This is a genomic window from Marinomonas sp. TI.3.20 (assembly GCF_038155025.1).
GTDB lineage: Bacteria > Pseudomonadota > Gammaproteobacteria > Pseudomonadales > Marinomonadaceae > Marinomonas > Marinomonas flavescens.
The window spans coordinates 261,345-283,692 of the sequence record NZ_JBAKAS010000001.1 but is presented as its reverse complement, the minus strand read 5'-3'; the positions used below and the strand labels follow the sequence as shown (position 1 = coordinate 283,692).

Here is a 22,348-nt window from a genome sequence, read left to right as displayed (position 1 = left end):
TTTTCTCCACCTTAATTATTATTTTATATGGAGTCTCTTGTTTAACCATCGTTAAAAGAGCGGTTAAGTAACCAATGTTTAGGCCGCTTTCAGAAACTTGCGCTTGGTCTTAGTCTTAGTCTTAGCCGACATATTCTCAATTCGCCGTTGCTGGGCAATGGTGTGCGCGGCATCATAAATACGTTGTAGTTCATCCAAGCTGACGTCAACAAATACATCCTGTTGCTGCAACACCTGGTGTAAATCTTCCGCATTAAAATGCTCAACCGCAGATACCTCTTGTTGAGCGGGATTCGCCGCTGACTTTCTGTTTAACCAAAAAAGTGGGTAACGACGCCAATGAAAGAGGTTATTAATGACCATGGCTAAGGCCAAGATAATCAAAATATTGACGAGGAACACAATGACCGACTCAGAGACATTAATCTGCTTTAGGTTAACCACAAAATAAAACGCCGTGGCGCCGCCGGGTGGGTGTAGACAACCCAAATAATGCATCAATATCACAGTGGCTCCAACGGCAAGAGCCGCTGTCGTCATGCTGGAATCCAACACACTGGCAAAACCCACGCCAACAGCAATAGACAGAGCCTGCCCAGCCAATACCGGCCAAGGTTGCGATAAGGCACCATGGGGTAACGTAAACACCAAGAAAGCAGAAGCGGCAGTCGAAGCAAAAAATAAAATATGTACTTCTGTGGATAAACTCCACTTTGTTACCAAAGCAACCACAGCAATCGCTAAGCAAGTTGTGACACCAGAGACAATACGCTCCAAATGTGAGGTGCGGTTGGTTTCCACCCCTATAAACTGACAAAGGGTCTTAAAAAACGACATCACCATAGGAAAAAACTCACACAGAAATAACAAAAGAGAGGATTGGGTAGTCAATACACCAAAATAACGAGCGCATAGGATACGGAAGATTTTAGAATCAGTATAATCAATATTAAGTAATCATAAATTCAAAAAAATTGAAGTAAACAAGTCAGTATGGACATAGAGCTAGCCAAAACCTTCTTAGAAATCATGCAGTCAGGCACTTTTGCTAACGCAGCCAAGCGACTGAACATCACGCAAACGACGGTTACCGCAAGGATTCACTCGCTCGAATCGAGCATGAATTGCCAACTATTTATCCGTAATCGAAGTGGCGCTCGGTTAACTCCAGAAGGCGAGCGTTTCGTGAAATACGCCAAGGAGATTATTGCCTCATGGCGTGCAGCACAAGAAATTTACCGAGTTCCTCAAGCCGATAATAAAACGACATTATCACTAGGGGCTGACAACAGCTTGTGGAATCCTATTATGGTGGATTGGCTGGTTCAGTTGGCCGATTTAGAGCATTTACATCTGCACAGTCAAATCGACACTACTGATACGCTTTATCGTGCTATTCGAAACTTCCAATTGGATGCAGCACTAGTGCACAGTGCTCGCTATTATCCAGATTTAAACATCGAGCAAGTAGCGGAAGAGAAGCTCATTCATGTGGCTTGTTCACACACGCCCAAGCCAAATATATTCATCGACTGGGGGGAAGAGTTTGCCCAGCAATTTGATCGCTGTTTGCCATTTAACCGCCAAAACGCCATGCAATTTTCTCTCGGACCCATGGCACTAAAAGTCATGTTGAAACAAGGCGGCAACGGCTATTTTCGTACACGAGTGGTCGAACCATACCTGCAACAGGGGCGCCTAAAGCGAATGCCCGACGCCCCTGAATTTAGTTATCCTATTTATCTGGTTTCTCATCGAGGGAATTTACCCCGTGAGTTTGAACAAGCCAAACAGCGTTTAAAACACGTATTAAAAAATACCGACCAATGGCCGGTATAAATGGCGCCGTAAGCCTAAAGGAAATAGGTGACGGCGTTAACTTACCGCCTCGGGCTCAACAGACATTTTCATGCCTCTAGTTTCTCTACCAAAGTACACTAATACACAGATCAATACTGCGACAGTTCCGGCGACTATTGCCATTGCCAAACCGTAATTACCACCATGAGCAGATGCTATATTAGTCTGTACTTCCGCATTCACTGAGGCCAATAAGTTACCTGTTTGATAAACAAAGCTTGGCAAAATAGCGCGTGCATTAGCAGGAACTAATTCATTCAAATACGTAGGCACGACACCCCACGCTCCTTGCACCATGAATTGCATGAGAAAAGCACCAATACCGATCGCAATCGAGCCACTGGCAAACGCCCATAATGGGATGATAGGCAACGCTAAGAAAGCAGCCATCATGATCGCTTTCTTACGACCTATTTTTTCTGACAAGGTACCGAAGACCACACCGCCAAGCATGGCTGCGATGTTGTAACAGATGGCAATAATACTCACAGTATGAGTGTCAAAGTGATGCTGAACTTTCAAGAAAGTGGGGTATAAATCCTGTGTGCCATGGCTGAAAAAGTTAAAACAGGTCATCAACAACACCATAAACACGCACACTTTCCAGTTTTCTCGAATAGTTGGCCATATCGCCATTTTCTCTTTACGAGCTTGTGCTGCCAACCACACTGGGGATTCAGGCACTTTGAAATAAATAAAAGGTAAAAGCAAAATGGGCAAAGCACCGATCAAAAACATACCGCGCCAACCGGCCCACGCATAACATAAACCAAAGACAATCGAAGCAAGCAAATAACCGGCAGGATAGCCCGCTTGGAAAACACCTGACATAAAGCCGCGAGAGCGATCAGGAATACTTTCCATGACCAAGGCAGATGCAACCCCCCAAATTCCTCCCATGGCAATACCATATAAAACACGAAACGCCATAAAAGCCGTTAACGATGGCGACCACGCGGTAAGAATCTCAAAAATAGAAAATAACACTATGTTTGTCATAAGAATCGGACGACGCCCATACTTTTCAGCTAATCGCCCAAAGATCAGGGCACCTATCGGCCTGACGGCAAGCGTTAGCATAATCGCCATGGAAACGGTGGCAATCGTCGTCTTAAAATTAGCGGCTAGATCACTAAGTACAAAAACGAGAATAAAAAAATCAAACGCGTCCAACGTCCAGCTCGCAAAACTAGCAAAAGCCACATTGCGCTGGGTCGAGGTCAAAGAGAACATAATGACTTCCTTACAAGGTACAGCCGAGTAGGCAGAGGGAATTAGAGAAGACAAAACACGAGGCAACAATGCTTTCAGATACACTGTTTTATTAATGCTAGATCAGCACATTAGAAGGGGATCTATCAGCCGCGGTATATTTGTCTTTATTTTTTTCTACGCTGAAAACACGTTATATTCCGAGGCTGGATAGTTTGTAAATCGATAGATACATATAGTCTAATTGTTTCCTCAGATAATATCGTCGCGTAAAGATTGCTTCTTCCATCCAATAAAATGAACATAATCCTTACAATTGTGGCGGCATATAAGCGTTATTTTCTATTGTTGGTCTTACGAGTTAAAAAAAACTCACAATTCACATAAAACAAAGTCGCCTTTTTATCCAAAATGCTACACTAGCGACTTTCGTATCCCGTATACCATTAAGCGAGCAAGTTCATGAGTTTTGCGTCATTAGGCCTTCATAAAACACTGATTAACACGGTTACCGAACGTGGTTACAGTAATCCCACACCTATTCAGAACGCGGCCATTCCCGCAATACTGGCGCAAAGAGATGTCATGGCTGGCGCACAAACAGGGACCGGTAAAACAGCGGCGTTTGCTCTGCCTTTGTTGCATCGCTTATTAGCACAAAATGATATAGACCAAACCAGCGAAGCGGGTCTGAATAACCAAAAGTATAAAAAAATTAGTGTATTGGTGCTCACACCAACACGTGAATTGGCACAGCAGGTATACAACAGTTTTACCATGTACAGTAAAGATTCATCGGTACAATCTGTTGTTGTTTATGGCGGTGCCAGCATCAATACTCAAATTAACGCCTTAAATAAAGGCTGTGATGTTTTGATTGCAACGCCTGGCCGTTTACTAGAATTGCTGACAAAAAATCTAATAAAACTGCATGAATTGAAAACATTGGTGTTAGATGAGGCTGATCGAATGCTCGACATGGGCTTCATTGTCGATATCCAACGAATCCTAACCAAGGTACCTAGCGGTCGCCAAACTTTGTTTTTCTCTGCCACCTTTAGTAATGAGATTCTTGCGCTCAGTAAAACCTTATTGAAAAACCCCAAATTAATCGAAGTAGATCAACGCAACGCAACGGCGAGTAAAGTCGAGCAAGTGGTCTACCAAGTAGATAACGATCAAAAAAGTGCGCTGCTGTCATTCTTGATCGGCTCGAAGAACTGGAAACAAGTACTAGTCTTCACTCGTACTAAGCAAGGTGCGGATGAACTCGCTAAAGAAATGCAGAAGGATGGCATTGCCACTCAAGCCATTCATGGTGATAAGTCACAAGGCGCACGAGATCGTGTTCTCGCAGACTTTAAAGCAGGTAAAGTAAGAGCATTGATCGCTACAGACATTGCTGCCAGAGGCTTGGATATCCAGAACTTACAATATGTTGTTAACCATGAGCTGCCTTACAATGCAGAAGATTACATCCACCGCATTGGTCGAACTGGTCGAGCTGGCTCAACAGGACTGGCGGTCTCTTTAGTATCCGAAAAAGAAAACTACCTATTAGCCGATATAGGAAAGCTGGTTGAAGAAAGCTTTAACCCTAGATGGTTCCCAGGCTTCGAGCCAGATCCAACGAAACAAGACAGTCAGAAAAGACGTCCGCCATCGAAAAAAACCTTGCGAGCGAAAGCCTTAGGCAAAGGCCCTCAAAACGATAAGAAACCTAAGAAAAAACGCTACTAAATAGCCGGTTAGTTTGGTCATTATCACTCAGGGGCTTTTTACCGTGACTTGATAATGACCAATATCCATCTTATTCCGTTATGACAAACACGTTAGTTTTTACAATCGGCTTAATCGTTGCGCGGCTTCTATTAACGTCTCTTCTTCTTTCGCAAAGCAAAGACGAATAAGACGTTGATCTTTAGGTGCTTGCTGGTAAAAAACACTCACCGGAATCGCTGCCACACCCACTTCATCTATTAACCATTCACAAAATGCCACATCATCAAGATCGCTAATATCACGGTAATCTAACAACTGAAAATACGTGCCATCACAAGGCAATAAAGTAAAACGACTGTCTGCCAACGCATTTCTTAGAACATCTCGTTTTTTCTGGTAAAACGCAGCCAATTCGGCGCTGCTCTCTGGCGCTTGCTCTAAGTGTTCAGCCAAGGCTTGTTGCAAAGGTGTCGCCGTGCAGAAAGTCACATACTGATGAACTTTACGCAGCTCTACCATTAACTCTGTTGGCGCCACCACATACCCTACTTTCCACCCAGTTAAATGAAAACTTTTACCAAACGAAGACACCACTAAGCTACGTTCGCTTAACTTAGCGTGTTTGTGAACACTTACTGCGCTTTCACCAAAATGAATAAATTCATAGACTTCATCAGACAATACATAGATATCTCGGCTTTTAATTGCTTGCCACAGAAGCTCTAAATCGCCAGTAGTCCAACAGCTACCTGTTGGGTTATGCGGTGTATTAATCAGTACTAAGCGTGTTTTGTCTGTCAGCAGAGATGCAAACACTTGCCAATCAGGACGAAAATCTGGTGCTGTAAGTGTTACTCGTCGGCAAACCCCACCTGCTAATATAATCGCGGACTCATACAAGTCATAAGCAGGATCAAATAGAATGACTTCATCCCCCTGATGAACTAACGCCGTAATGGCATCAAAAATCGCTTCAGAAGCACCACTGGTCACCGTTATTTCATCCACTGGACTCACGTCGCGCCCATAGTGTCGAGCAATCAATTCAGCAATCGCACCCCGTAAAGCAGGCAACCCTGTCATGGGTGAATATTGATTATTGCCATTTAACAGAGCTTCAGATGCTCTAGTTAATAGTCTTTCATCTGGCCTAAAGTCAGGGAACCCTTGAGACAGATTAATAGCCCCCTTTTCGGCCGCCAAAGCTGACATTTTAGTAAAAATAGTGGTTCCCACATCGGGTAATTTGGAAGCGATAGTCACGTGATATTGGCCTTAAAACAGAATAAGATGTCTAGAATAATCCAGCTAGTTAAAAGACTTACAGACAAAAGGTCAATAAATTCTCTTTCACTTATCAATGAGGATTCTGCATCCAGCCGTCATTCCCTTTTATTCCTCTTGAAAAAGGGCAGATGTTAGCCAAAACATCAATTATCGGAGATAATTTAATCGTTTCCCTATAATTTACGATATAGTGATAAATTGAGACGTCGATGAGAGCGGAATATCAAAAGTGAATGGCGTAATGGCTAAATAAGGTCAATTTTCTTCGCATTAAATCACTTTTTCCATAGTGTAAACCAAGCCTAGCTTGGCCAAAATAAGGAATATATTTTTGTTTTTTGTTTCTGTTAGTGACATCTATCATCTAATGCCTGTATAAGGAGCAGCATGAAAATCCCTAAGAGAATTCAACCGCTTCTTGAAGACGGTTTGGTCGATGAAGTACTTCGACAATTAATGAGCGGTAAAGAAGCCACCGTATATGTGGTTCGCTGTGGTTCGGATATTCGCTGTGCCAAAGTTTATAAAGAAGCCAGCAAACGCAGTTTTAAACAAGCTGTCCAATACCGTGAAGGCCGTAAAGTAAAAAACAGTCGCCGCGCTCGCGCCATGGAGAAAGGCTCCAAATTTGGTCGAGAAGAACAAGAAAATCTATGGCATAACGCCGAAGTCGATGCATTGTACAAACTAGCAAATGCTGGAGTACGCGTGCCAAAACCGTATGGTTGCTTTGATGGTGTCTTGCTTATGGAACTCATCACTGATGACGATGGCGATGTTGCACCACGCTTAAATGACGTATCCATGTCTGCTGAGCAAGCACGCGAAGACTTTGACGTCATCATCAGGGATATCGTACGCATGTTATGTACTGGTTTGGTGCATGGAGATTTATCAGAATTTAACGTTCTAGTGGATTCCAATGGCCCAGTGATTATCGACTTACCACAAGCCGTTGACGCCGTTGCTAATAACCATGCGGAATGGATGTTAGAGCGTGATGTGAACAATATGCGTGATTATTACGGCATGTTCGCTCCTGAGATTCTAGAAACAAAATATGCGAAAGAAATTTGGTCTATTTATGAGTCGGGCAAACTAACACCAGACACAGAATTAACAGGTCTGTTTGATGAGCCAACCAAAGAGGCGGATGTAGACGCTGTGTTGCTAGAAATACAAGAAGCATTAGCGGAAGAAGAAGATCGCCTAGCAAGAATGAACGCAGACGACGAAGAGAACTAAGAAAATACACTGATACCAATACATTTATTGGTGTCAGTGCACCCCTCTAGACGCTAATTTAGATTCATTCTGTAAAATTCGATCCGAATCTAGTGAAGCAATAGATATCTCTGATTGAGGAGGTATCTCACCATTCAATTGCAACGCCTGATACCTCAACGCACATACCCGTAAAAAGGATGTGAAATTCGTTAGGTCATGCCCCGCCTTAATAGACTCTTGATATAACCGTGTTATTAACTGGGTCACACTTAGCCCATCTCTAGCACCAATTTCAGTTAATAATCGCCAATAGGCATTTTCTAGACGCACGCTTGTTACCATTCCGTCCATTCGAAGGGAGTGCGTGGTTGATGACCAAAGGTCAGCATCGGCATTAATAAAGAGTTTACACATAGATCTACCTCTTCGCAGATTAAGCAAAAAGTGTAGCGATAGAAGTAAGAAAGGGCAACAACGCAAGAAAGGACGATGAACTAGTCAAGAATTGCACCCTCAATAAGAAAGAAGATAAGAAAGCCGTTGCTACTGCTTTCTTATCTTTACGAGGCTATAGCAAGGCGATAAATTGCGCTAACCAAGCTGGATGAGCAGGCCATGCTGGTGCAGAAACCAAATTGCCACTCGTGACAGCTTGATCCACGGGAATGTCCGCATATTCGCCACCAGCTTGCTCAACTTCAGGACGACAAGCAGGGTAAGCGGAGCATTTCTTGCCTTTAAGTACACCTGCCGCTGAAAGTATTTGCGCACCATGACAAACCGTTGCGACAGGTTTGTTAGTGGTAAAGAAATGGCGAACCATCTCTAATACTGCAGGATTAAGTCGTAAATATTCAGGAGCACGACCACCAGGGATAACCAATGCGTCGTAGTCTTCAACATTAATTTTGTCGAAATCTGCGTTCAGCGCAAAATTATGGCCCGGTTTTTCCGTGTAAGTTTGATCGCCTTCAAAATCATGAATCGCGGTTTTGACGGTGTCACCACTCACTTTATCAGGGCAAACGGCATGAACAACATGACCAACCGCCATCAAGGTTTGAAATGGCACCATGGTTTCATAATCTTCGGTAAAATCGCCTGTAATCATTAGAATTTTTTTACTTGTCATCACTTGCTCCTGATTATTATTTTTGAACAGAGACCTGATAGTAACAACACCTAAAAGCAATCTGGTATTAAGTCATTACTACAAACATCTTAGCATCAGTATCCTGAACGAATACCGCGCATCAAACAATAAGACGCCTCGCTCGTGGCATGAGGCACCAAAGAAAACCAACAATACATAGCAAGATTAGCCCCTGTGGAAGTCGAACATGTTGTCCAACGAGTTCGCGTAGCGGTCAGGCGTTTGTTTTCCTAAAAAGCCAAGATTCCAGTTATTTTCAATAAATCGCAATACAGAGCTTTGATCAAGCTGTTGATGGTCTACTACATTATGTTTGGCCCATTTCGACACAATCAGGAATGGTAATCGTGGACCATAACCTGTTCCCGCCATGTCCTTTGTCGCTTTGGGCGGCGTGACATGATCGTACCAGCCATCAGAATTATTCCATACCAACATAACCGCAGTACTTGGCCACACTGTACTTTGCTTTATCCGCGAAATCAGCTGTGTCAAAAAAGCTTGTTCATCTAAAGGCGAGGAGCTTCCAACATGGCCATTTTGCGAAGCTTTAGGGATCACATAACTCACCGCCGGTAAGTTATTGTTCTTTAAAGCGAGCCACATTTGACTCAAATCATATTGATGGTTGGCTTGATCCTGATACCCGATATTCGCCTCGGACTCTGGTGCCAGATGATGTGGATTAGCCGTTGTCTTAAAATATTGGAAAGGGTCATTATAAGAAAAGTAATCTTTTATTATTGAACCTTGTAGGCTCAATGAGCGGTCGACCAAAATTGCTTTGCCTTCTTTGGTTCGAGAACTAGGCATAAATCCGCCGATAAAAGCTCCCCAAGTAACCTGTTTTTGATTCAATAAGTCGCCAATATTATTACCTGTCAGATGCACCTTATAATGATCTGAGCTTGCATCGTCATAGAGCGGCTCGTTGTTACCTAGAAGGTTATCGTGGTAATTAACACCCGGTGACATTCGCGGCAAGACACCATGAGTAATCCCTGCGATTTCGTTCAATAATCCCGATACAGTGGAAGAGTAGTCCGTGGCAAAAAAATGATCTGCCATGACATATTCCTGCGCATAATGCCAAAGCTCATGAAGTGTATTTCCGTCGTAATACCCCATAACAGACTGTGGAAAACAACCATCATCATTGATGCTATTGATTGGACCGCTGCTGTCCAACCAGATAAACATATTGTTTTCCCCATGGTTATACGAGGCTTTTTGGGCCAATGGCCCATAGCCTAGATCGCACGTTGGCTCTGCGGGTGCAAGACGATACGGATTGGTTAAATTTGGATTGTGGGTCAACACTGCCTTACTATATCCGGTTACTTGAGGCGTATTGTTAAGCGCATGAAAAGCCACCTCGCCAGGCTTGTTCTCTGCTATTGGATAACGCCCAAAATAACGGTCAAAACTTTCGTCCTGTAACATCACCACGACAACGTGCTTAATCGGTGTGAGGGTCGGTCTAGATAACTCGTAATGTACCGAGGCACAGGGTGCATTTACACACAAAAGCGCTATCGAAAGGGCAATAAGAGATTTAATAACCACCATTTTTTCCTGTTCCAAAGAAGTCAAATTGATAATGGCGAATAAAAGGCTTCCACCATGGAAAGACCCCTGGGCCTACATTTTTCATCAGAAATAAAGCGTTTTTTGATGGTGGCTCATAATAATTTGTCAGTAAATAATGCCCTGGCCCATCTAGTGTTATGTTCCGACCGTAATGAGTCCCGCCTTGAGCGACCATTGGAAGATAATCGGCTTCATAATGCCAATCGCTGCCTGCTTTCAAGAGTGCAAAATGGATTTTTAAACCAGGCATCCAAGACGTAGCGGGGAAACCTTGAGGATTTCCCGACAGAGCATGTACATCCGTTTCCAAATGAATGTCTGCGTGAGTTTGTGCTCCCGCCATTTTTGGCGACATCATGATACCTTGAATATAACTTGCCCCTACTTTCATACCATTGATACCTACATCAGGACCAAACACCACATCCAATGCCCACACCTTTGCGCTAAGCAAAACCAACAAAAGATACATAGCTGAACGCATCATGACGAAACCCCTTTATGAATCTGACCCTTCGCATCCAAGGTAAAAGTATAAGTCAGTACAAACGGCTTCCACCAAGGAGCAACACCCGTGGCTTTATCTATGTGTCGGAAAAAACCATTTTCTATGGGAGGTTGGTACTGAATACGCCACCGATATTGCCCTGCGCCATCTAGCATCATCACTTGGCCATATTCAGGTCCCGTTTGAGTTAAACGCATTGGTGAAATTATAGTTTTCTGCCAGTGATCATCTAATTTTTGTAACGTATAAGACACTTTACAAAACGAAATGAAATCATTCGTCACATAACCATTAGGATTATAGGCATTGGCTTTTGGACGACTCCACAACACCAAATTTTCACCTTCCAGGCGTATACCACTGGAAAGATTCATACCATCTTTATCGATTGACCCCAACAGCGTATTCCCTTCACGCTCTTGCGCCTGAACCTGATGGCTCATCGTTATAAAACTCAGGGCTAAGAAAAATACAATAGAACGCATAATCCGTTCCTTTAATGAAACAGTAAAGATGGAAAAATACTCCATAAAGTGGCGACACTGAGTAGAATACAGCCAATGAAAAACAACAAACTGGTGACAACTTGTGCGCCTAAAGGCAAACTTTGTTTCTGCAGCCAGAGCCATCCATTCACTAAATTAAACAGCAAAGCTATAGCTAATAAACCTACTTCTAGGACAATAACACCGCTGCCCAGTAAGGTTTTCAAGGACGCAAATAAGGTGCTGCCAAGACCTAATACAATGCACAACATCGCCATAGGTGCGAACTGATAACCAAAAATCGACATGCGCATCAATAGAGAATCTGAGCGTTTCCTAAATAATCCACTCGCCAGCCATGAGCACATCAACAGAGGCAGTGCCAAGAACAACGCACACCCAATCATAAAACCGCTAATCGAAATAAAATCGAGCCATAGATAATGTTGATTTAACGCAGAATTTTGATTCATTAACCAAGCAGGACCTGATTGAAATAAGCCATACCATTGACGAGACATAGCAAAATGTCCCAACGCTTGGCGAAACGAGACGTATAACGGAGTACTGCTCCACACAAAGCCAGCCACGGCCAGCCCCGGTGCAAGCCAGATGAACCATAATTCAGAAAAACAGGGAGCGTGACGCTCAATATTAATTACCTCGCTGCCCAGCAAGCGCAACTGTACCTTCAATCCCCCCTGTGAATCAGGATTTACGCAACGCGCACACTTAATACAATGACGCGATGTTTTCTTACTACCAAGGTCAATACTAGTGGGGCATAAACCATTGTCACGATAACCTTCTGCTACGGCTTCAATGCGTTGATGATACTCATCCTTCACTACCATACGGCGTTGTTTGGAGACCAAATTCGTCACGCCCAATCGAGAGAAAACACCTAGAATGGAGCCAATAGGACATAGATGACGACACCACACTCGACGACCTTGCTTATGCTCACTACCAAACAGCAAGCCACAACCAATGGCCAGCGCAAACATCACCGAAAACAACACTAAAGCAGTGTGTAAGTCGTCGCGAACATCGAGCGTTTGTGCCCATACAGTAATCAAGATAAAACTCATTGCAGCGGTCATCGGATGCTTAACAAAACGAGGCACAGGAATATGTGCTCCGAGATGACTGAACCATTCACTCATAGCACCCAATGGACACAATATTCCACACCATAAACGCCCGACAAATAACACAGACAATAAAGTACCCGGATACCATATGGCCCACAGCAGCCATTCGCTGAACAGTTGGCTATTATTCCAAGGTGTTTGCCATTGATACTTGGGCACCGAATAGAACAAAGGCAGCACTAGCAATATACACAAGCACATAAGCATAAATACTTGCCAATAAAGACGACTACGACCGAGTCGCACCAAGCCTCCATCTAGCCATTTTTCTACTCGTGTCTGTTGAGATGAAAACATCATGCCCCTCATAAAATCGTCCAGAATTTTTTAAATAAAGGACAAGTAATGCTGTATATGCGCTTATAAATAGGAGCTACTATCGAAAAAATGAAGCGAGTCACAGACTCGCTTCAAATAGCATGACAACCCCTGCAGTTAAAAATCACCCATGCTTTATAATGTTATGACGCTACGACACCAGTGTCTGGATCTAGGATAAGCACATGAGCTTTATTATCTTTACTAAAGTTCAGCATGCCATTCAAAGTACCGGCATGAGCATCCATCGAATTTCCGGCGCGGCCTAGTTTCCAATTGTCCTCAATGAAACGCATTACCGAGCTTTGATCTGTCACTGAGTGATCAATAAAGTTTGTTTTTGCGTAAGGAGACACCACCAACAAAGGCAAGCGAGGGCCGTATCCGTGACGTCCAGTTTGCTCAGCAAAATGGTTTTTAGGTGGCATAACGTGATCGTAGTAACCATCAGAATCATCATAAGCAATGACAATCATGGTATCTTTCCAGGTCGGCAGTTTTTCCAATCGATTAATGGTATTAACTAAGAAACGTTGCTCATCAAGAGGGTTGGAATATCCTGCATGTCCATCTTCAATGCCTTTCGCTTTCAAAAAGGTGACCGCAGGAAGATAACCAGAATCAGCCGCTCTCCAGAAAGTTTTTAAGCTGTATTGATGGTTGGCTTGATCATCGTCACCCACTTTCGAAATGCTAGATGGCGGGTAATGATGTGGGTTAGAAGTAGATTGGAAATATTGAAATGGTTCGTGATGAGGGATGTAATCACCTTTCACACCACCAAATTGGTTAGTGCTTTTCATGCCACATGTCGCAAAGCCATTTTTATAGCTGGTTGGATCAAAACCACCCTCAAACCAGCCCCAAGTAACGTGTTTTTTATTCAATAAATCGCCAACATTATGGCCACTGAGCACAATCCGTTTTTTCGGGTCGGTCGCATCCAAATCATGCTCATATTTTTTTGCCATGCTTGCATCTGAGTAGGAGCAATCATCTAATCGAGGATTATTATCACCCACCAAATTACCGCCTTCGACTCCTGGTGTATGCTCTTGCATCACAGGGCCTGTGCGACCCACTACTAGATTTAATGCACCTGGAGTAGATGGACCAAAAATAGTGCCGTAAGAGTTATCACTCATAGCAAAGTTTTGTGCGTAATTCCAAAGCGCTGTCACGGTATTACCATCGTAATAACCCATTACCTGACGCTGACCTTCAGCAGAATGTTTATTGCCTGCTTTGGCAAAAAACTGATTCATCAAACCGCCGTTATAAGCATCTTGCTCAGCGTCGTATCCATGGTCTTGATCAAAAGGCTCTTGGTTTCGCACCATACGAAATGGATTGAGTTCATTGGGGTTATGTTTAAGAAGTTGTTCCGTCAATCCGTTCATCGCAGGTGTATTCGCTTTAGCATGAAAAGCGGGCTCACCTTTTGGATTTGTTGCGTTTGGATAGGTGCCAAAATAATGATCGAATGACACATTTTCTTGAAAAATCACTACCACATGCTTAATCGGCGTAGCCGTGTGCTCTGATGCATTGGCTGCATGAACAGCAGTAGAAATACATAAAGGCAAAGCAAGTGCTGTGCACGTCCCTAATAAAGATGGTTTTGATAAGCGCATGGAAACTCCCCTGTAGACTCAGATTGAAAAGCACATAGTCAGTAGGAATACTGAATGTGATTCAGACTAGAGGGGGTTAATGACAGAATTGTGTCCGTTTTTTTACGAACAAGAAGCTTTCAAATCTCTTACGTTTTATTAAGAGAAAAATGACTGTAGGTCTTTTTTTGTGCTTTATGTAAATGATTATCTTATAATTTTTGAGAATTGTTTTCCTGAATATCAGCAACTTTCAGTTACTAGACATTTCAATAGCTCAATAGTTTCCGTGAAAGACAACAACGCTTTAAATCGTTAATAATTTTTTCATCTATGTCACTAAAACTGACGCCTCACTGTTTTTGTACAAGAAGCATACAAGACGCCCTTTCTTAAACAGTCGGTTAATGTATAATCACGCGCCGTGTTTGGCCAAATGGGTCAGGCCGGTCGTGTTGATGTTTTAATTTGGGTTCCCTCACCCCAAACAGCATTCAAGTCAAATCAAAAAAAAGGCACCACAATGAATAATTTTACTCCTGAGCAGCGACGTAAGGCGCTAATCTATCTTGCAGCATTCCATCTGTTGGTTATCGCTTCAAGCAATTACCTAGTACAAATCCCTTTTACGGTATTGGGTTTTCACACCACATGGGGGGCATTCACTTTTCCCTTTATTTTTCTAGCGACAGACCTCACGGTTCGAATTTTAGGTGCACGGCTAGCCCGTCGCATTATTTTTCTAGTCATGATGCCATCACTGATTGTGTCTTATGCGCTATCCGTTATCTTCGCTCAGGGCCAATTTCAAGGTTACGAAGATCTAACCTCGATAAACTGGTTTGTCATGCGTATTGCCATCGCAAGTTTAGTCGCCTACTTATTTGGTCAGATCTTAGATGTGCAAGTTTTTAACCGTCTTCGTCAAATGAAGCAATGGTGGATCGCACCCGCAGCGTCAACACTGCTAGGAAATGGTTTAGACACGTTAGTTTTCTTTAGTATTGCTTTCTATCAAAGCCCAGATCTATTTATGGCGCAGCATTGGAAAGAGATTGCACTAGCAGATTACAGCTTCAAGCTGTTTATTAGCATTGGATTATTTATTCCAATGTACGGTGTTTTGTTAACCTATTTAGTGAAGAAAATTACTGCCGTGAAGCCTGATTTCCGATTAGTCGGCGTCAAAGTTTAGTCACCCATGAGAAAGGAGCAAAGGAGCGGCGAAGCTCCTTTCTCAGAGGTTAAAGCCAATATAGCAACTTCTACTCTTTTTGATAATTTACCAAAGATCCCCAAACCAATCTCGATGGCAAAGATAAAGTCGCAGGTCGAACTCTAGTTGATGGTAATCTGGCTCCATATAACAACATAATTTATAGAAAGCCTTGTCATGCTCTTTCTCTCGTAAATGCGCCAGCTCATGTACAACGATCATCTTTAATAGTGGTTCAGGAATACGACGAAACAAAGAAGATATTCGAATCTCATTTTTAGCTTTGAGTTTATTTCCCTGCACTCGCGACACGAAGGTATGCAACCCTAATGCATTATTGATTACATGAATTTTATCGTCGTAAACAACTTTACTAATAGGAGCGGAACTGCGCATAAATTGATTTTTCAATGCCATTGCATAATCATACAGCGGACGAGTACCGTTAATATTGTGAGCGTCCGGGTATCGTTTTAATAAAAAATCAGCTGTTTTTCCTGCCTCAAGCAAACCTTGCGCCTGCTGTTGAAGCTGTGCACTGTAGGCATTGAGATAACGTAAATTCGGCGCCTCTTGGTTACTCTGACTCATAATACTTTTCCTACAAAGCGAGACCGGATAAAGACCTCATTTTACCCGACTTTGGATTCAAACACCGACAAGAAATAAATACATTAAAAACATAACGACTGAGTCATGGCATCAGCATGTCAATTTCTTATCTGTATAAACACACGAATATGGAAATAATCTAAGAAAAAGTAAGTTTCTCAAAACGGCTCTAAGTCCACTCAAATTTTTATGTTAAATTTCAACGAACAGGCGATGTTTTGATAATTAACAAAATGTAGAACACATTATCTTGCCTTAATGACAGCGGCTTTATTAGCCGCTTTTTCAATAGAAAGGGTTTTCATGATTTTAAAGTACAGCTTACCTATATTGGTTATGTTCGCTGCACAAATGGCTTTTGCTGCTACTGCTGACAAAAAAACAATAGTATCTATCGACAAAAAAGGAGTGTCAGGCTCTTTCGAATTAGGAATACAAAGAACCTCAGGTACCAGTGATACTAACAATATCAACGGCGCAATACACATCGATCAAAATTTAGAAAATTGGCGTAATCATTATTCCTTTGAGTCTATCTATTCAGACTCTGACGATGTAACGACAGCAGAAATTTATCGAGGGTCACTACAAAGTGACTATAAGTTTAACGATAAAGAGTTTTGGTACCTCCGCGGCCAAGCAGAGAGAGACCTTTTTTCTGGTTATAAATACAAAAGTAGTGTTTCAACTGGTTATGGTAACCGAGTTTGGCAGGAGGAAGATGGTTCTTTCCTAGAGGCCTCAGCGGGTATTGGTTATCGAAGAAACCAAATTGAAATAGGCACTGAGGAAGGCAGCCTTGATCGTGGTGTTATCACTCGCCTAGCGGTGAAATTAACCAAGAAACTGTCACCCACATCGGCTTTTCGACAATCTCTAACTACGCAGATAAATATCGAGAATTTAGAAACAGTGACCGAATCTATTAGCTCCTTACAAGCTAATATTGTGAATAACTTTGCAATGAAACTTTCGTATCGAATTCAGTACTCGTCAAAAGTACCGACCGATACTGAAAAGACAGACACCGAGACCGCTGTTACCTTGCTGTATTCTTTCTAACAAGACAATCCCATCAATATAGATTATGTAACGAGCGATTACAGCGTCTAAACATCATGAAGCAAAGGTGTAACCTTCTGTAATCAAACAAATATTATTTCTAGGCATGTTATTTTCTCGAACAACTTGCTGCTCACAGGGAGCCGCCACACAACAGACATGCAAGGAAAAGACCTTTCCTTGTCCTGTGTGACAGTAGTGAATAAAGAAAGCAGTCATTTACTTTTGACTGTTTATTAACATGGAGACAACAATGAAAGCCAAATACCACCTCCCTCTGCTCGCCATTCTGGCAACACAGATGGCCTATGCCGATACAAATCCACAGAATAAGACGCAAAAACCTTGGCAGGGATCTGCAGAATTAGGGATGATTTTGACAACGGGGAACAGCCAAACAACCAATATCAACAGTAAGCTTAATATCGTTCAGCAATTAAAAAAGTGGCGTAATACTTATACCTTCTCTTCGATTTATGCCGACTCTGATGACACTAAAACAGAAGAGCAATATCGCGGAACAGTCCAAGGTGATTATATATTTAACGACCACCAATTTTGGTATGTTCGTGGTGCTTATGACAAGAACTTATTCTCAGGTTATGAATATCAAAGTTCAACCTCTACCGGTTATGGTAATCGCTTTTGGCAAGAAGATGACGGTTCCTATTTAGAGGCATCTGTAGGTCTAGGTTATCGAAATAACATAATTGATGAAAATAATACAACGGATGATTCAGAACGCACGCCCATCACACGTTTTAGCGCGACTTATGAGAAGAATCTCTCTAAAACCTCTTTATTTAGACAAGAGCTAAACACTGAGATAGGCACAGAGCACGGCAGTTCAATCACTGAATCTGTCTCATCGCTACAAGCTAATATCGTCGACAATCTTGCTATGAAAGTTTCATACCGGATCAAGTACTCTTCAGAGGTGCCTGCAGACACAGAGAATACCGATACAGAAACAACGGTATCCATGCTCTATTCTTTTTAGGCTAATTCCCGAGGCTCTTGGTGAAAGAGAAGAAGGTTTGACTACAGGTCGCCTTCTTCTATTAGCGCGCGTAATTCATCTTGAAGCTTTTCAATGTGCTCAACCAAAATATGTTGTTTTTGATCAGGGATTTGTGAAATATCTTGGAGTGATATCTGCTTTAGATCTATAAGCAATTGCGAAAAATGTTCCATGCTGCGCCTCTCCTTGAAAACAGAATCCACTACGCTACCTGATTTTTATTTTAGCTTCCGCCAACCACGGTTTAAAGTTTGTGTAAAAGTGGCTTTTCTGACAATAAAAAACCATCATTAATCCTGCTAATATCTTTTAATTACCAAGCAAATAAACGCTAATTTTTCAGTCTATGTCAGACAATCTACAACATCTCATCACAATTGATTTTTATGAAAAATCGAGTGAAAAAATCCTGTAATGATTTCCTACATTTCTAGACACTTTAATACATTTCTATCCCCTATTTACAGGGGGCTCTGTGGTAAAATGGCTTGATCTGTCAAACCATTGTCATGAATACGAAATAGAAGGCAATGTGCTTATTTTCGCACCAACCTGAGTGACTTTTACTATGGTCAAAACAGGTTTATTGTATGACACAGAACGAAACAACAAACATGTAAAACGAACATTGGAAAATGTTTATCTAAGGAGAAAGGAAATGTCTTTAACATTGACTAAACGTACAATTTTTGGTGGCATCATCGCCGCTTCATCAATCTCTACTTTGGCACTTGCAGCCCCTACTGAAGGCTTCACCATTTCGCCAAGTATTGGTTACTACAATTTTGATAACGATCGTAAAACGGATAACGATACCGCTTATTCTTTAGGCCTAGGTTATCAGTTCAACAGCCCATGGGCCGTTGAATTTAATTACCTTAATGCAGACAGCAAAAAAAGCGGTCAGAAAGTAGGTGTTAATGAATATCGTCTAGATGGCTTATACAGCCTACCTGAATTCAAAAACACAAACCTTACTCCTTATCTAGCAGCGGGTGTTGGTACTGCAGACTTCAGTAAAGCATCTGACAGCAATAACGCATTTGTGAATGCTGGCGGTGGTGTGAAATACGCAATCAATGATGCATTGGCTCTTCGTGCTGATTTTCGTCTAGTAAAAGACGTAGAAGATAATCACCTAGACAACATCACAACCGTTGGCGTGCAGTACACTTTTGGTACTTCTCATAAGTCAGCAGCAAGCGATAACTCAGATTCTGATGCCTACGCTCAACCACAAGAAACCGCTGAGCCAGTTGCAGCAGTTACTGAGCAACAACCTGTAGAAGATAAAGCACCAATAGTCGAGCAAGCACAACCTGTGGAACCAACGCCAGCGCCTAAACCTGCGCCTGCTGTTGTAGCTCCAGTCCATGCGGTGAACCTAGTTGTTCCATTTGCAACAAACTCAGCAGAAGTTCAACAGAAGTTCTACCCTGAAATTGCTAAATTGGCGGCTTACTTAGAAGCAGAACCTAAAGCAACCGTTATGATCGAAGGCTATACCGATAACAAAGGTGCCGCTAGCTACAACAAAAAACTATCTGAAAAACGTGCCAAAGCAATTTCAAACGTACTGGTAACGACGTTTAACATATCTAAAGATCGTGTTTCTTCAATTGGTTATGGTGAAGAAAAACCACTAATGGCTAACGATACTGCAGAGCACAGAAAAGCAAACCGCCGTGTTGTTGCTGTCGTTTCAAAAAACGAAGCATAATCTCAGTAATACTTTAGAACGACGTATTATTAGACACAGTAGTTAATAAAAATACGCCAGATGATCATCATCTGGCGTATTTTTGTATCTGGGTACTAGCAGTACCAAATCAGAGAGCACCATCGACTGGCTTAATCCACTCTCAGCGTAATGACATGATATTCAAGAAGTGAAAATGGTCTGTAAAAACCCCCTTTTTTCCTCCTATATTTCCATTCGAAAACCTCTCTTAAAAACACATTGATCCTAATTTTTAGTCTAATAAGTCAGTGTCATGTCACGATTACGAAATAGTCATAAAAACCTGAGTTTTAGCTTATTTTTCAAGGGCTTTTAAGTATCTAAAAAACGCGTATTGTTGATCTTAGAGAAACGAAATGATTCATTCATTAGGAGATATAACATGTCTATTTCATTGAAGAAACGCACTCTTTTTAGCGGCGTGATATTAGCTACTTCTCTTTCCACTATGGCTTATGCTCAACAACCAAAAGAAGGCTTCACTGTCACACCAAGCCTTGGTTACATTCACACTGATTCAGACCGTAATCTTTCTAATGACGCCACTTATGCGGTCAGCGTGGGTTACCAAACCAAAACGCCATGGGCTGCAGAATTAACCTACTTACATTCAGATTTGAAGCACCGAGGCAGTAGTGTTGATCTAGACCAATACCGAGTCGATGGTATTTATAACCTACCAGAATTTACCAATGCGAAATTTTCGCCTTATGTCGCAGCAGGTATTGGTAATACTTACTACACCAAAAACTCATCAGCGAATGGTAATAATACGTTTGTGAATGCGGGTGGCGGGGTGAAATACGCAATCAATCAAGATGTTTCACTGCGTGCAGATTTTCGTTTAACAAAAGACTTAACCAATACTAAATTCGACAATATGACCTCTGTTGGTGTGCAATATAGTTTCGGTAAACCGGCTTCCCTATAAAGTAAAACCGAACCTCTAAATTAAAACCGTACTGACAAAAATGCCCAATGAATGTCACTTCAATTGGGCATTTTTATAGGTACGCTATATAACTCACATGTGGCCAACGACAGATTAAGTGTTTAAGGCATTAAATAACGGCTCACACCCTCAGCAGCGCGGTAACCAGTCGCAAAACACGCGGTTAACAAATAGCCTCCTGTTGGCGCTTCCCAATCGAGCATTTCACCCGCACAGAAAACACTGGGCATATTTTTTAACATTAAATAGTCATCAACGCTGTCTTCACAAACACCACCAGCACTAGAAATGGCTTCGCTAATAGGTTTGGCTTTATACAATCGTACCGGAATAGCTTTTAAGCAACGAGCTAGCCCCTCAGGGGTCTGCCACGACGTTTTTGCATGGGATTCATAAAGCAAGGCAGACTTAATACCACTAATGCCAACCGTGCGTTTTAAGTATTTACTGAAAGACTCTTTAGGCTTGGTTTTTTGAAGCTTCATTATCAACTGCTCTTCGCTAAATGCAGGCAGCAAATCTACCAACAAATTCGCCTCACCAGACACGTTTATCGCGTCTCGTAGGTATTTGGAAAAAGCGTACACAAGGCTGCCCTCTAACCCATCTTTAGTGACAATGCACTCGCCTTTGCGAGTCACGGATTGGCCTTCTAGTGTGGTAAAAGTAAACGCCATGTCTTTAAGTGGGTTACCTGCAAACTTGTTCTGTAAGTGCTCACTCCAATCGCCGTAAAAGCCGCAATTAGCACTCTCTAACGGAGCGACTATCACGCCTTTGTCGCTCAAAATACGATGCCAAGCCCCATCAGAACCTAATTTTGGCCAGCTTGCTCCACCCATCGCCAAAACAATGGCATCGGCAAACCCAGTGACATTGTCGCCATCATGTTCAAAGGTTGCGCTCTTTGGTTGCAGCGCTGTCATTTTATGACGCATATGAAACTGCACACCTCCCTCACGAAGGCGCTTAAGCCAATGTCGGAGTAATGGCGCGGCTTTCATATCGCTCGGAAATACGCGGCCAGAAGTGCCAATGAAAGTCTCAATACCAAGGTCGTGAATCCACTGACACAGAGCATCAGCGTCAAAGCCACTGATCGAAGCATCCAGCCACTGGGCTTTGTCGTAATAACGCTGAATAAAATCAACATAAGGTTCAGAGTGGGTAATGTTCATACCGCCTACGCCAGCGAGTAGAAATTTTCGGCAAGCGCTTGGCTTAGCATCATAAACATCGACCTTAAATCCCGCAGCACAAAGACGTTCTGCAGCCATCAATCCCGCAGGACCAGCACCAATAACCATGACAGACTTCTGTTGTTGCACCGAGATCACCTTAAACCAAAAGAGCGCATGATAAAGAAAAATGGTCACTGCACCAATGTTTCATCGAAAATTCTCTTCAGACTTAACGCACCACGAGTAAGCATACCATCGTTATGCTCTGAGCCATTGCGGAACAGCATCAGGATAATTAACAACATATTGCCTCAAAAAATCAGACTAACTCTTGGAAAAATCCACTGATTTTCAAAGCATTAGATTTTTTTACACATACAAACAAAAGAACAGGCTCATTTTTTGCAGATTGAAACAAACGTTGCAAACAAAGT

The 22,348-nt window shown here is 42.3% G+C and carries 21 protein-coding genes; 8 read left to right on the top strand and 13 right to left on the bottom strand.

Going from position 1 to position 22,348, the window contains the following annotated elements:
- Positions 1–78 precede the first annotated feature (78 nt).
- Complete coding sequence (locus V6259_RS01285; RefSeq protein WP_133010761.1) at positions 79–843, bottom strand: HPP family protein; 765 nt, start codon at positions 841–843, stop codon at positions 79–81.
- 150 nt (positions 844–993) lie between these two features.
- On the opposite strand from V6259_RS01285, the gene V6259_RS01280 reads away from it, so the two are divergent.
- The gene (locus tag V6259_RS01280; protein ID WP_341583018.1) at positions 994–1,839 is read left to right on the top strand and encodes a LysR family transcriptional regulator; all 846 of its coding nucleotides are present in this window, start codon (positions 994–996) and stop codon (positions 1,837–1,839) included.
- A 36-nt stretch (positions 1,840–1,875) separates the two neighbouring features.
- Here the strand turns inward: V6259_RS01280 and V6259_RS01275 are convergent, their stop codons facing one another.
- On the bottom strand, positions 1,876–3,093 hold the full coding sequence (locus tag V6259_RS01275; protein ID WP_133010759.1) for an MFS transporter: 1,218 nt from the start codon (positions 3,091–3,093) through the stop codon (positions 1,876–1,878).
- 441 nt (positions 3,094–3,534) lie between these two features.
- Between V6259_RS01275 and V6259_RS01270 the strand changes: the two genes are divergently transcribed.
- Entirely contained in the window at positions 3,535–4,812 is a 1,278-nt protein-coding gene (locus V6259_RS01270; protein WP_341583017.1) for a DEAD/DEAH box helicase, read from the top strand.
- 99 nt (positions 4,813–4,911) lie between these two features.
- Here V6259_RS01270 and V6259_RS01265 read toward each other — a convergent pair whose 3' ends face one another.
- Positions 4,912–6,057: a methionine aminotransferase gene (locus tag V6259_RS01265; RefSeq protein WP_341583016.1), complete on the bottom strand. Its 1,146-nt coding sequence runs from the start codon at positions 6,055–6,057 to the stop codon at positions 4,912–4,914.
- A 411-nt stretch (positions 6,058–6,468) separates the two neighbouring features.
- Between V6259_RS01265 and V6259_RS01260 the strand changes: the two genes are divergently transcribed.
- A complete protein-coding gene (locus V6259_RS01260; protein ID WP_341583015.1) occupies positions 6,469–7,326 on the top strand; it encodes a PA4780 family RIO1-like protein kinase in 858 nt (285 codons plus the stop codon).
- Between the two features lie 33 nt (positions 7,327–7,359).
- Here the strand turns inward: V6259_RS01260 and V6259_RS01255 are convergent, their stop codons facing one another.
- From V6259_RS01255 to V6259_RS01225, 7 genes are all read right to left on the bottom strand, one after another.
- Positions 7,360–7,722: a ribbon-helix-helix domain-containing protein gene (locus V6259_RS01255; RefSeq protein ID WP_133010754.1), complete on the bottom strand. Its 363-nt coding sequence runs from the start codon at positions 7,720–7,722 to the stop codon at positions 7,360–7,362.
- A gap of 154 nt (positions 7,723–7,876) precedes the next feature.
- Positions 7,877–8,440: a DJ-1/PfpI family protein gene (locus tag V6259_RS01250; RefSeq protein WP_133010753.1), complete on the bottom strand. Its 564-nt coding sequence runs from the start codon at positions 8,438–8,440 to the stop codon at positions 7,877–7,879.
- A gap of 186 nt (positions 8,441–8,626) precedes the next feature.
- A complete protein-coding gene (locus tag V6259_RS01245) occupies positions 8,627–10,030 on the bottom strand; it encodes an alkaline phosphatase family protein (protein WP_341583014.1) in 1,404 nt (467 codons plus the stop codon).
- Positions 10,017–10,538 carry an iron transporter gene (locus V6259_RS01240; protein ID WP_341583013.1) on the bottom strand — a complete coding sequence of 174 codons (522 nt, stop codon included), beginning with the start codon at positions 10,536–10,538 and terminating at the stop codon, positions 10,017–10,019. Before V6259_RS01240 ends, V6259_RS01245 begins: the two co-directional genes overlap by 14 nt.
- A complete protein-coding gene (locus V6259_RS01235) occupies positions 10,535–11,044 on the bottom strand; it encodes an iron transporter (RefSeq protein WP_341583012.1) in 510 nt (169 codons plus the stop codon). The genes V6259_RS01240 and V6259_RS01235 overlap by 4 nt, the downstream gene beginning before the upstream one ends.
- Before the next feature lie 11 nt (positions 11,045–11,055).
- Positions 11,056–12,498: a 4Fe-4S binding protein gene (locus tag V6259_RS01230; RefSeq protein ID WP_341583011.1), complete on the bottom strand. Its 1,443-nt coding sequence runs from the start codon at positions 12,496–12,498 to the stop codon at positions 11,056–11,058.
- A gap of 161 nt (positions 12,499–12,659) precedes the next feature.
- On the bottom strand, positions 12,660–14,150 hold the full coding sequence (locus tag V6259_RS01225; RefSeq protein ID WP_341583010.1) for a phospholipase C: 1,491 nt from the start codon (positions 14,148–14,150) through the stop codon (positions 12,660–12,662).
- Between the two features lie 502 nt (positions 14,151–14,652).
- Between V6259_RS01225 and V6259_RS01220 the strand changes: the two genes are divergently transcribed.
- Positions 14,653–15,324 (top strand): 7-cyano-7-deazaguanine/7-aminomethyl-7-deazaguanine transporter, encoded by a 672-nt coding sequence (locus V6259_RS01220; RefSeq protein ID WP_133010747.1) that lies wholly within the window; start codon positions 14,653–14,655, stop codon positions 15,322–15,324.
- 87 nt (positions 15,325–15,411) lie between these two features.
- Here V6259_RS01220 and V6259_RS01215 read toward each other — a convergent pair whose 3' ends face one another.
- Positions 15,412–15,936 carry a YgjP-like metallopeptidase domain-containing protein gene (locus V6259_RS01215; RefSeq protein ID WP_133010746.1) on the bottom strand — a complete coding sequence of 175 codons (525 nt, stop codon included), beginning with the start codon at positions 15,934–15,936 and terminating at the stop codon, positions 15,412–15,414.
- Positions 15,937–16,260: 324 nt separating this feature from the next.
- Between V6259_RS01215 and V6259_RS01210 the strand changes: the two genes are divergently transcribed.
- Together V6259_RS01210 and V6259_RS01205 are read left to right on the top strand one after the other, a co-directional pair.
- Positions 16,261–17,019 (top strand): DUF481 domain-containing protein, encoded by a 759-nt coding sequence (locus tag V6259_RS01210; protein WP_341583009.1) that lies wholly within the window; start codon positions 16,261–16,263, stop codon positions 17,017–17,019.
- Positions 17,020–17,272: 253 nt separating this feature from the next.
- The gene (locus tag V6259_RS01205) at positions 17,273–18,019 is read left to right on the top strand and encodes a DUF481 domain-containing protein (RefSeq protein WP_133010745.1); all 747 of its coding nucleotides are present in this window, start codon (positions 17,273–17,275) and stop codon (positions 18,017–18,019) included.
- Positions 18,020–18,060: 41 nt separating this feature from the next.
- Here V6259_RS01205 and V6259_RS01200 read toward each other — a convergent pair whose 3' ends face one another.
- A complete protein-coding gene (locus V6259_RS01200) occupies positions 18,061–18,213 on the bottom strand; it encodes a hypothetical protein (RefSeq protein ID WP_165942854.1) in 153 nt (50 codons plus the stop codon).
- Between the two features lie 485 nt (positions 18,214–18,698).
- Here V6259_RS01200 and V6259_RS01195 point away from each other — a divergent pair, with 485 nt between their 5' ends.
- Positions 18,699–19,760 (top strand): OmpA family protein, encoded by a 1,062-nt coding sequence (locus tag V6259_RS01195; RefSeq protein ID WP_341583008.1) that lies wholly within the window; start codon positions 18,699–18,701, stop codon positions 19,758–19,760.
- Between the two features lie 403 nt (positions 19,761–20,163).
- A complete protein-coding gene (locus V6259_RS01190) occupies positions 20,164–20,712 on the top strand; it encodes a porin family protein (protein ID WP_341583007.1) in 549 nt (182 codons plus the stop codon).
- Positions 20,713–20,834: 122 nt separating this feature from the next.
- On the opposite strand, the gene V6259_RS01185 is transcribed toward V6259_RS01190, so the two are convergent.
- A complete protein-coding gene (locus tag V6259_RS01185) occupies positions 20,835–22,061 on the bottom strand; it encodes a TIGR03862 family flavoprotein (protein ID WP_341583006.1) in 1,227 nt (408 codons plus the stop codon).
- Positions 22,062–22,348 lie beyond the last annotated feature (287 nt).

Excerpts from the sequence above, each read along its gene's own strand:
- V6259_RS01220 (WP_133010747.1), top strand. The coding sequence starts at position 14,653 with ATGAATAATTTTACTCCTGAGCAGCGACGTAAGGCGCTAATCTATCTT.
- V6259_RS01210 (WP_341583009.1), top strand. The coding sequence starts at position 16,261 with ATGATTTTAAAGTACAGCTTACCTATATTGGTTATGTTCGCTGCACAA.
- V6259_RS01215 (WP_133010746.1), bottom strand. The coding sequence starts at position 15,936 with ATGAGTCAGAGTAACCAAGAGGCGCCGAATTTACGTTATCTCAATGCC.
- V6259_RS01235 (WP_341583012.1), bottom strand. The coding sequence starts at position 11,044 with ATGCGTTCTATTGTATTTTTCTTAGCCCTGAGTTTTATAACGATGAGC.
- V6259_RS01270 (WP_341583017.1), top strand. The coding sequence starts at position 3,535 with ATGAGTTTTGCGTCATTAGGCCTTCATAAAACACTGATTAACACGGTT.
- V6259_RS01225 (WP_341583010.1), bottom strand. The coding sequence starts at position 14,150 with ATGCGCTTATCAAAACCATCTTTATTAGGGACGTGCACAGCACTTGCT.
- V6259_RS01250 (WP_133010753.1), bottom strand. The coding sequence starts at position 8,440 with ATGACAAGTAAAAAAATTCTAATGATTACAGGCGATTTTACCGAAGAT.
- V6259_RS01260 (WP_341583015.1), top strand. The coding sequence starts at position 6,469 with ATGAAAATCCCTAAGAGAATTCAACCGCTTCTTGAAGACGGTTTGGTC.
- V6259_RS01230 (WP_341583011.1), bottom strand. The coding sequence starts at position 12,498 with ATGATGTTTTCATCTCAACAGACACGAGTAGAAAAATGGCTAGATGGA.
- V6259_RS01190 (WP_341583007.1), top strand. The coding sequence starts at position 20,164 with ATGTCTATTTCATTGAAGAAACGCACTCTTTTTAGCGGCGTGATATTA.
- V6259_RS01280 (WP_341583018.1), top strand. The coding sequence starts at position 994 with ATGGACATAGAGCTAGCCAAAACCTTCTTAGAAATCATGCAGTCAGGC.
- V6259_RS01195 (WP_341583008.1), top strand. The coding sequence starts at position 18,699 with ATGTCTTTAACATTGACTAAACGTACAATTTTTGGTGGCATCATCGCC.
- V6259_RS01275 (WP_133010759.1), bottom strand. The coding sequence starts at position 3,093 with ATGTTCTCTTTGACCTCGACCCAGCGCAATGTGGCTTTTGCTAGTTTT.
- V6259_RS01205 (WP_133010745.1), top strand. The coding sequence starts at position 17,273 with ATGAAAGCCAAATACCACCTCCCTCTGCTCGCCATTCTGGCAACACAG.
- V6259_RS01285 (WP_133010761.1), bottom strand. The coding sequence starts at position 843 with ATGGTGATGTCGTTTTTTAAGACCCTTTGTCAGTTTATAGGGGTGGAA.
- V6259_RS01200 (WP_165942854.1), bottom strand. The coding sequence starts at position 18,213 with ATGGAACATTTTTCGCAATTGCTTATAGATCTAAAGCAGATATCACTC.
- V6259_RS01255 (WP_133010754.1), bottom strand. The coding sequence starts at position 7,722 with ATGTGTAAACTCTTTATTAATGCCGATGCTGACCTTTGGTCATCAACC.
- V6259_RS01240 (WP_341583013.1), bottom strand. The coding sequence starts at position 10,538 with ATGATGCGTTCAGCTATGTATCTTTTGTTGGTTTTGCTTAGCGCAAAG.
- V6259_RS01245 (WP_341583014.1), bottom strand. The coding sequence starts at position 10,030 with ATGGTGGTTATTAAATCTCTTATTGCCCTTTCGATAGCGCTTTTGTGT.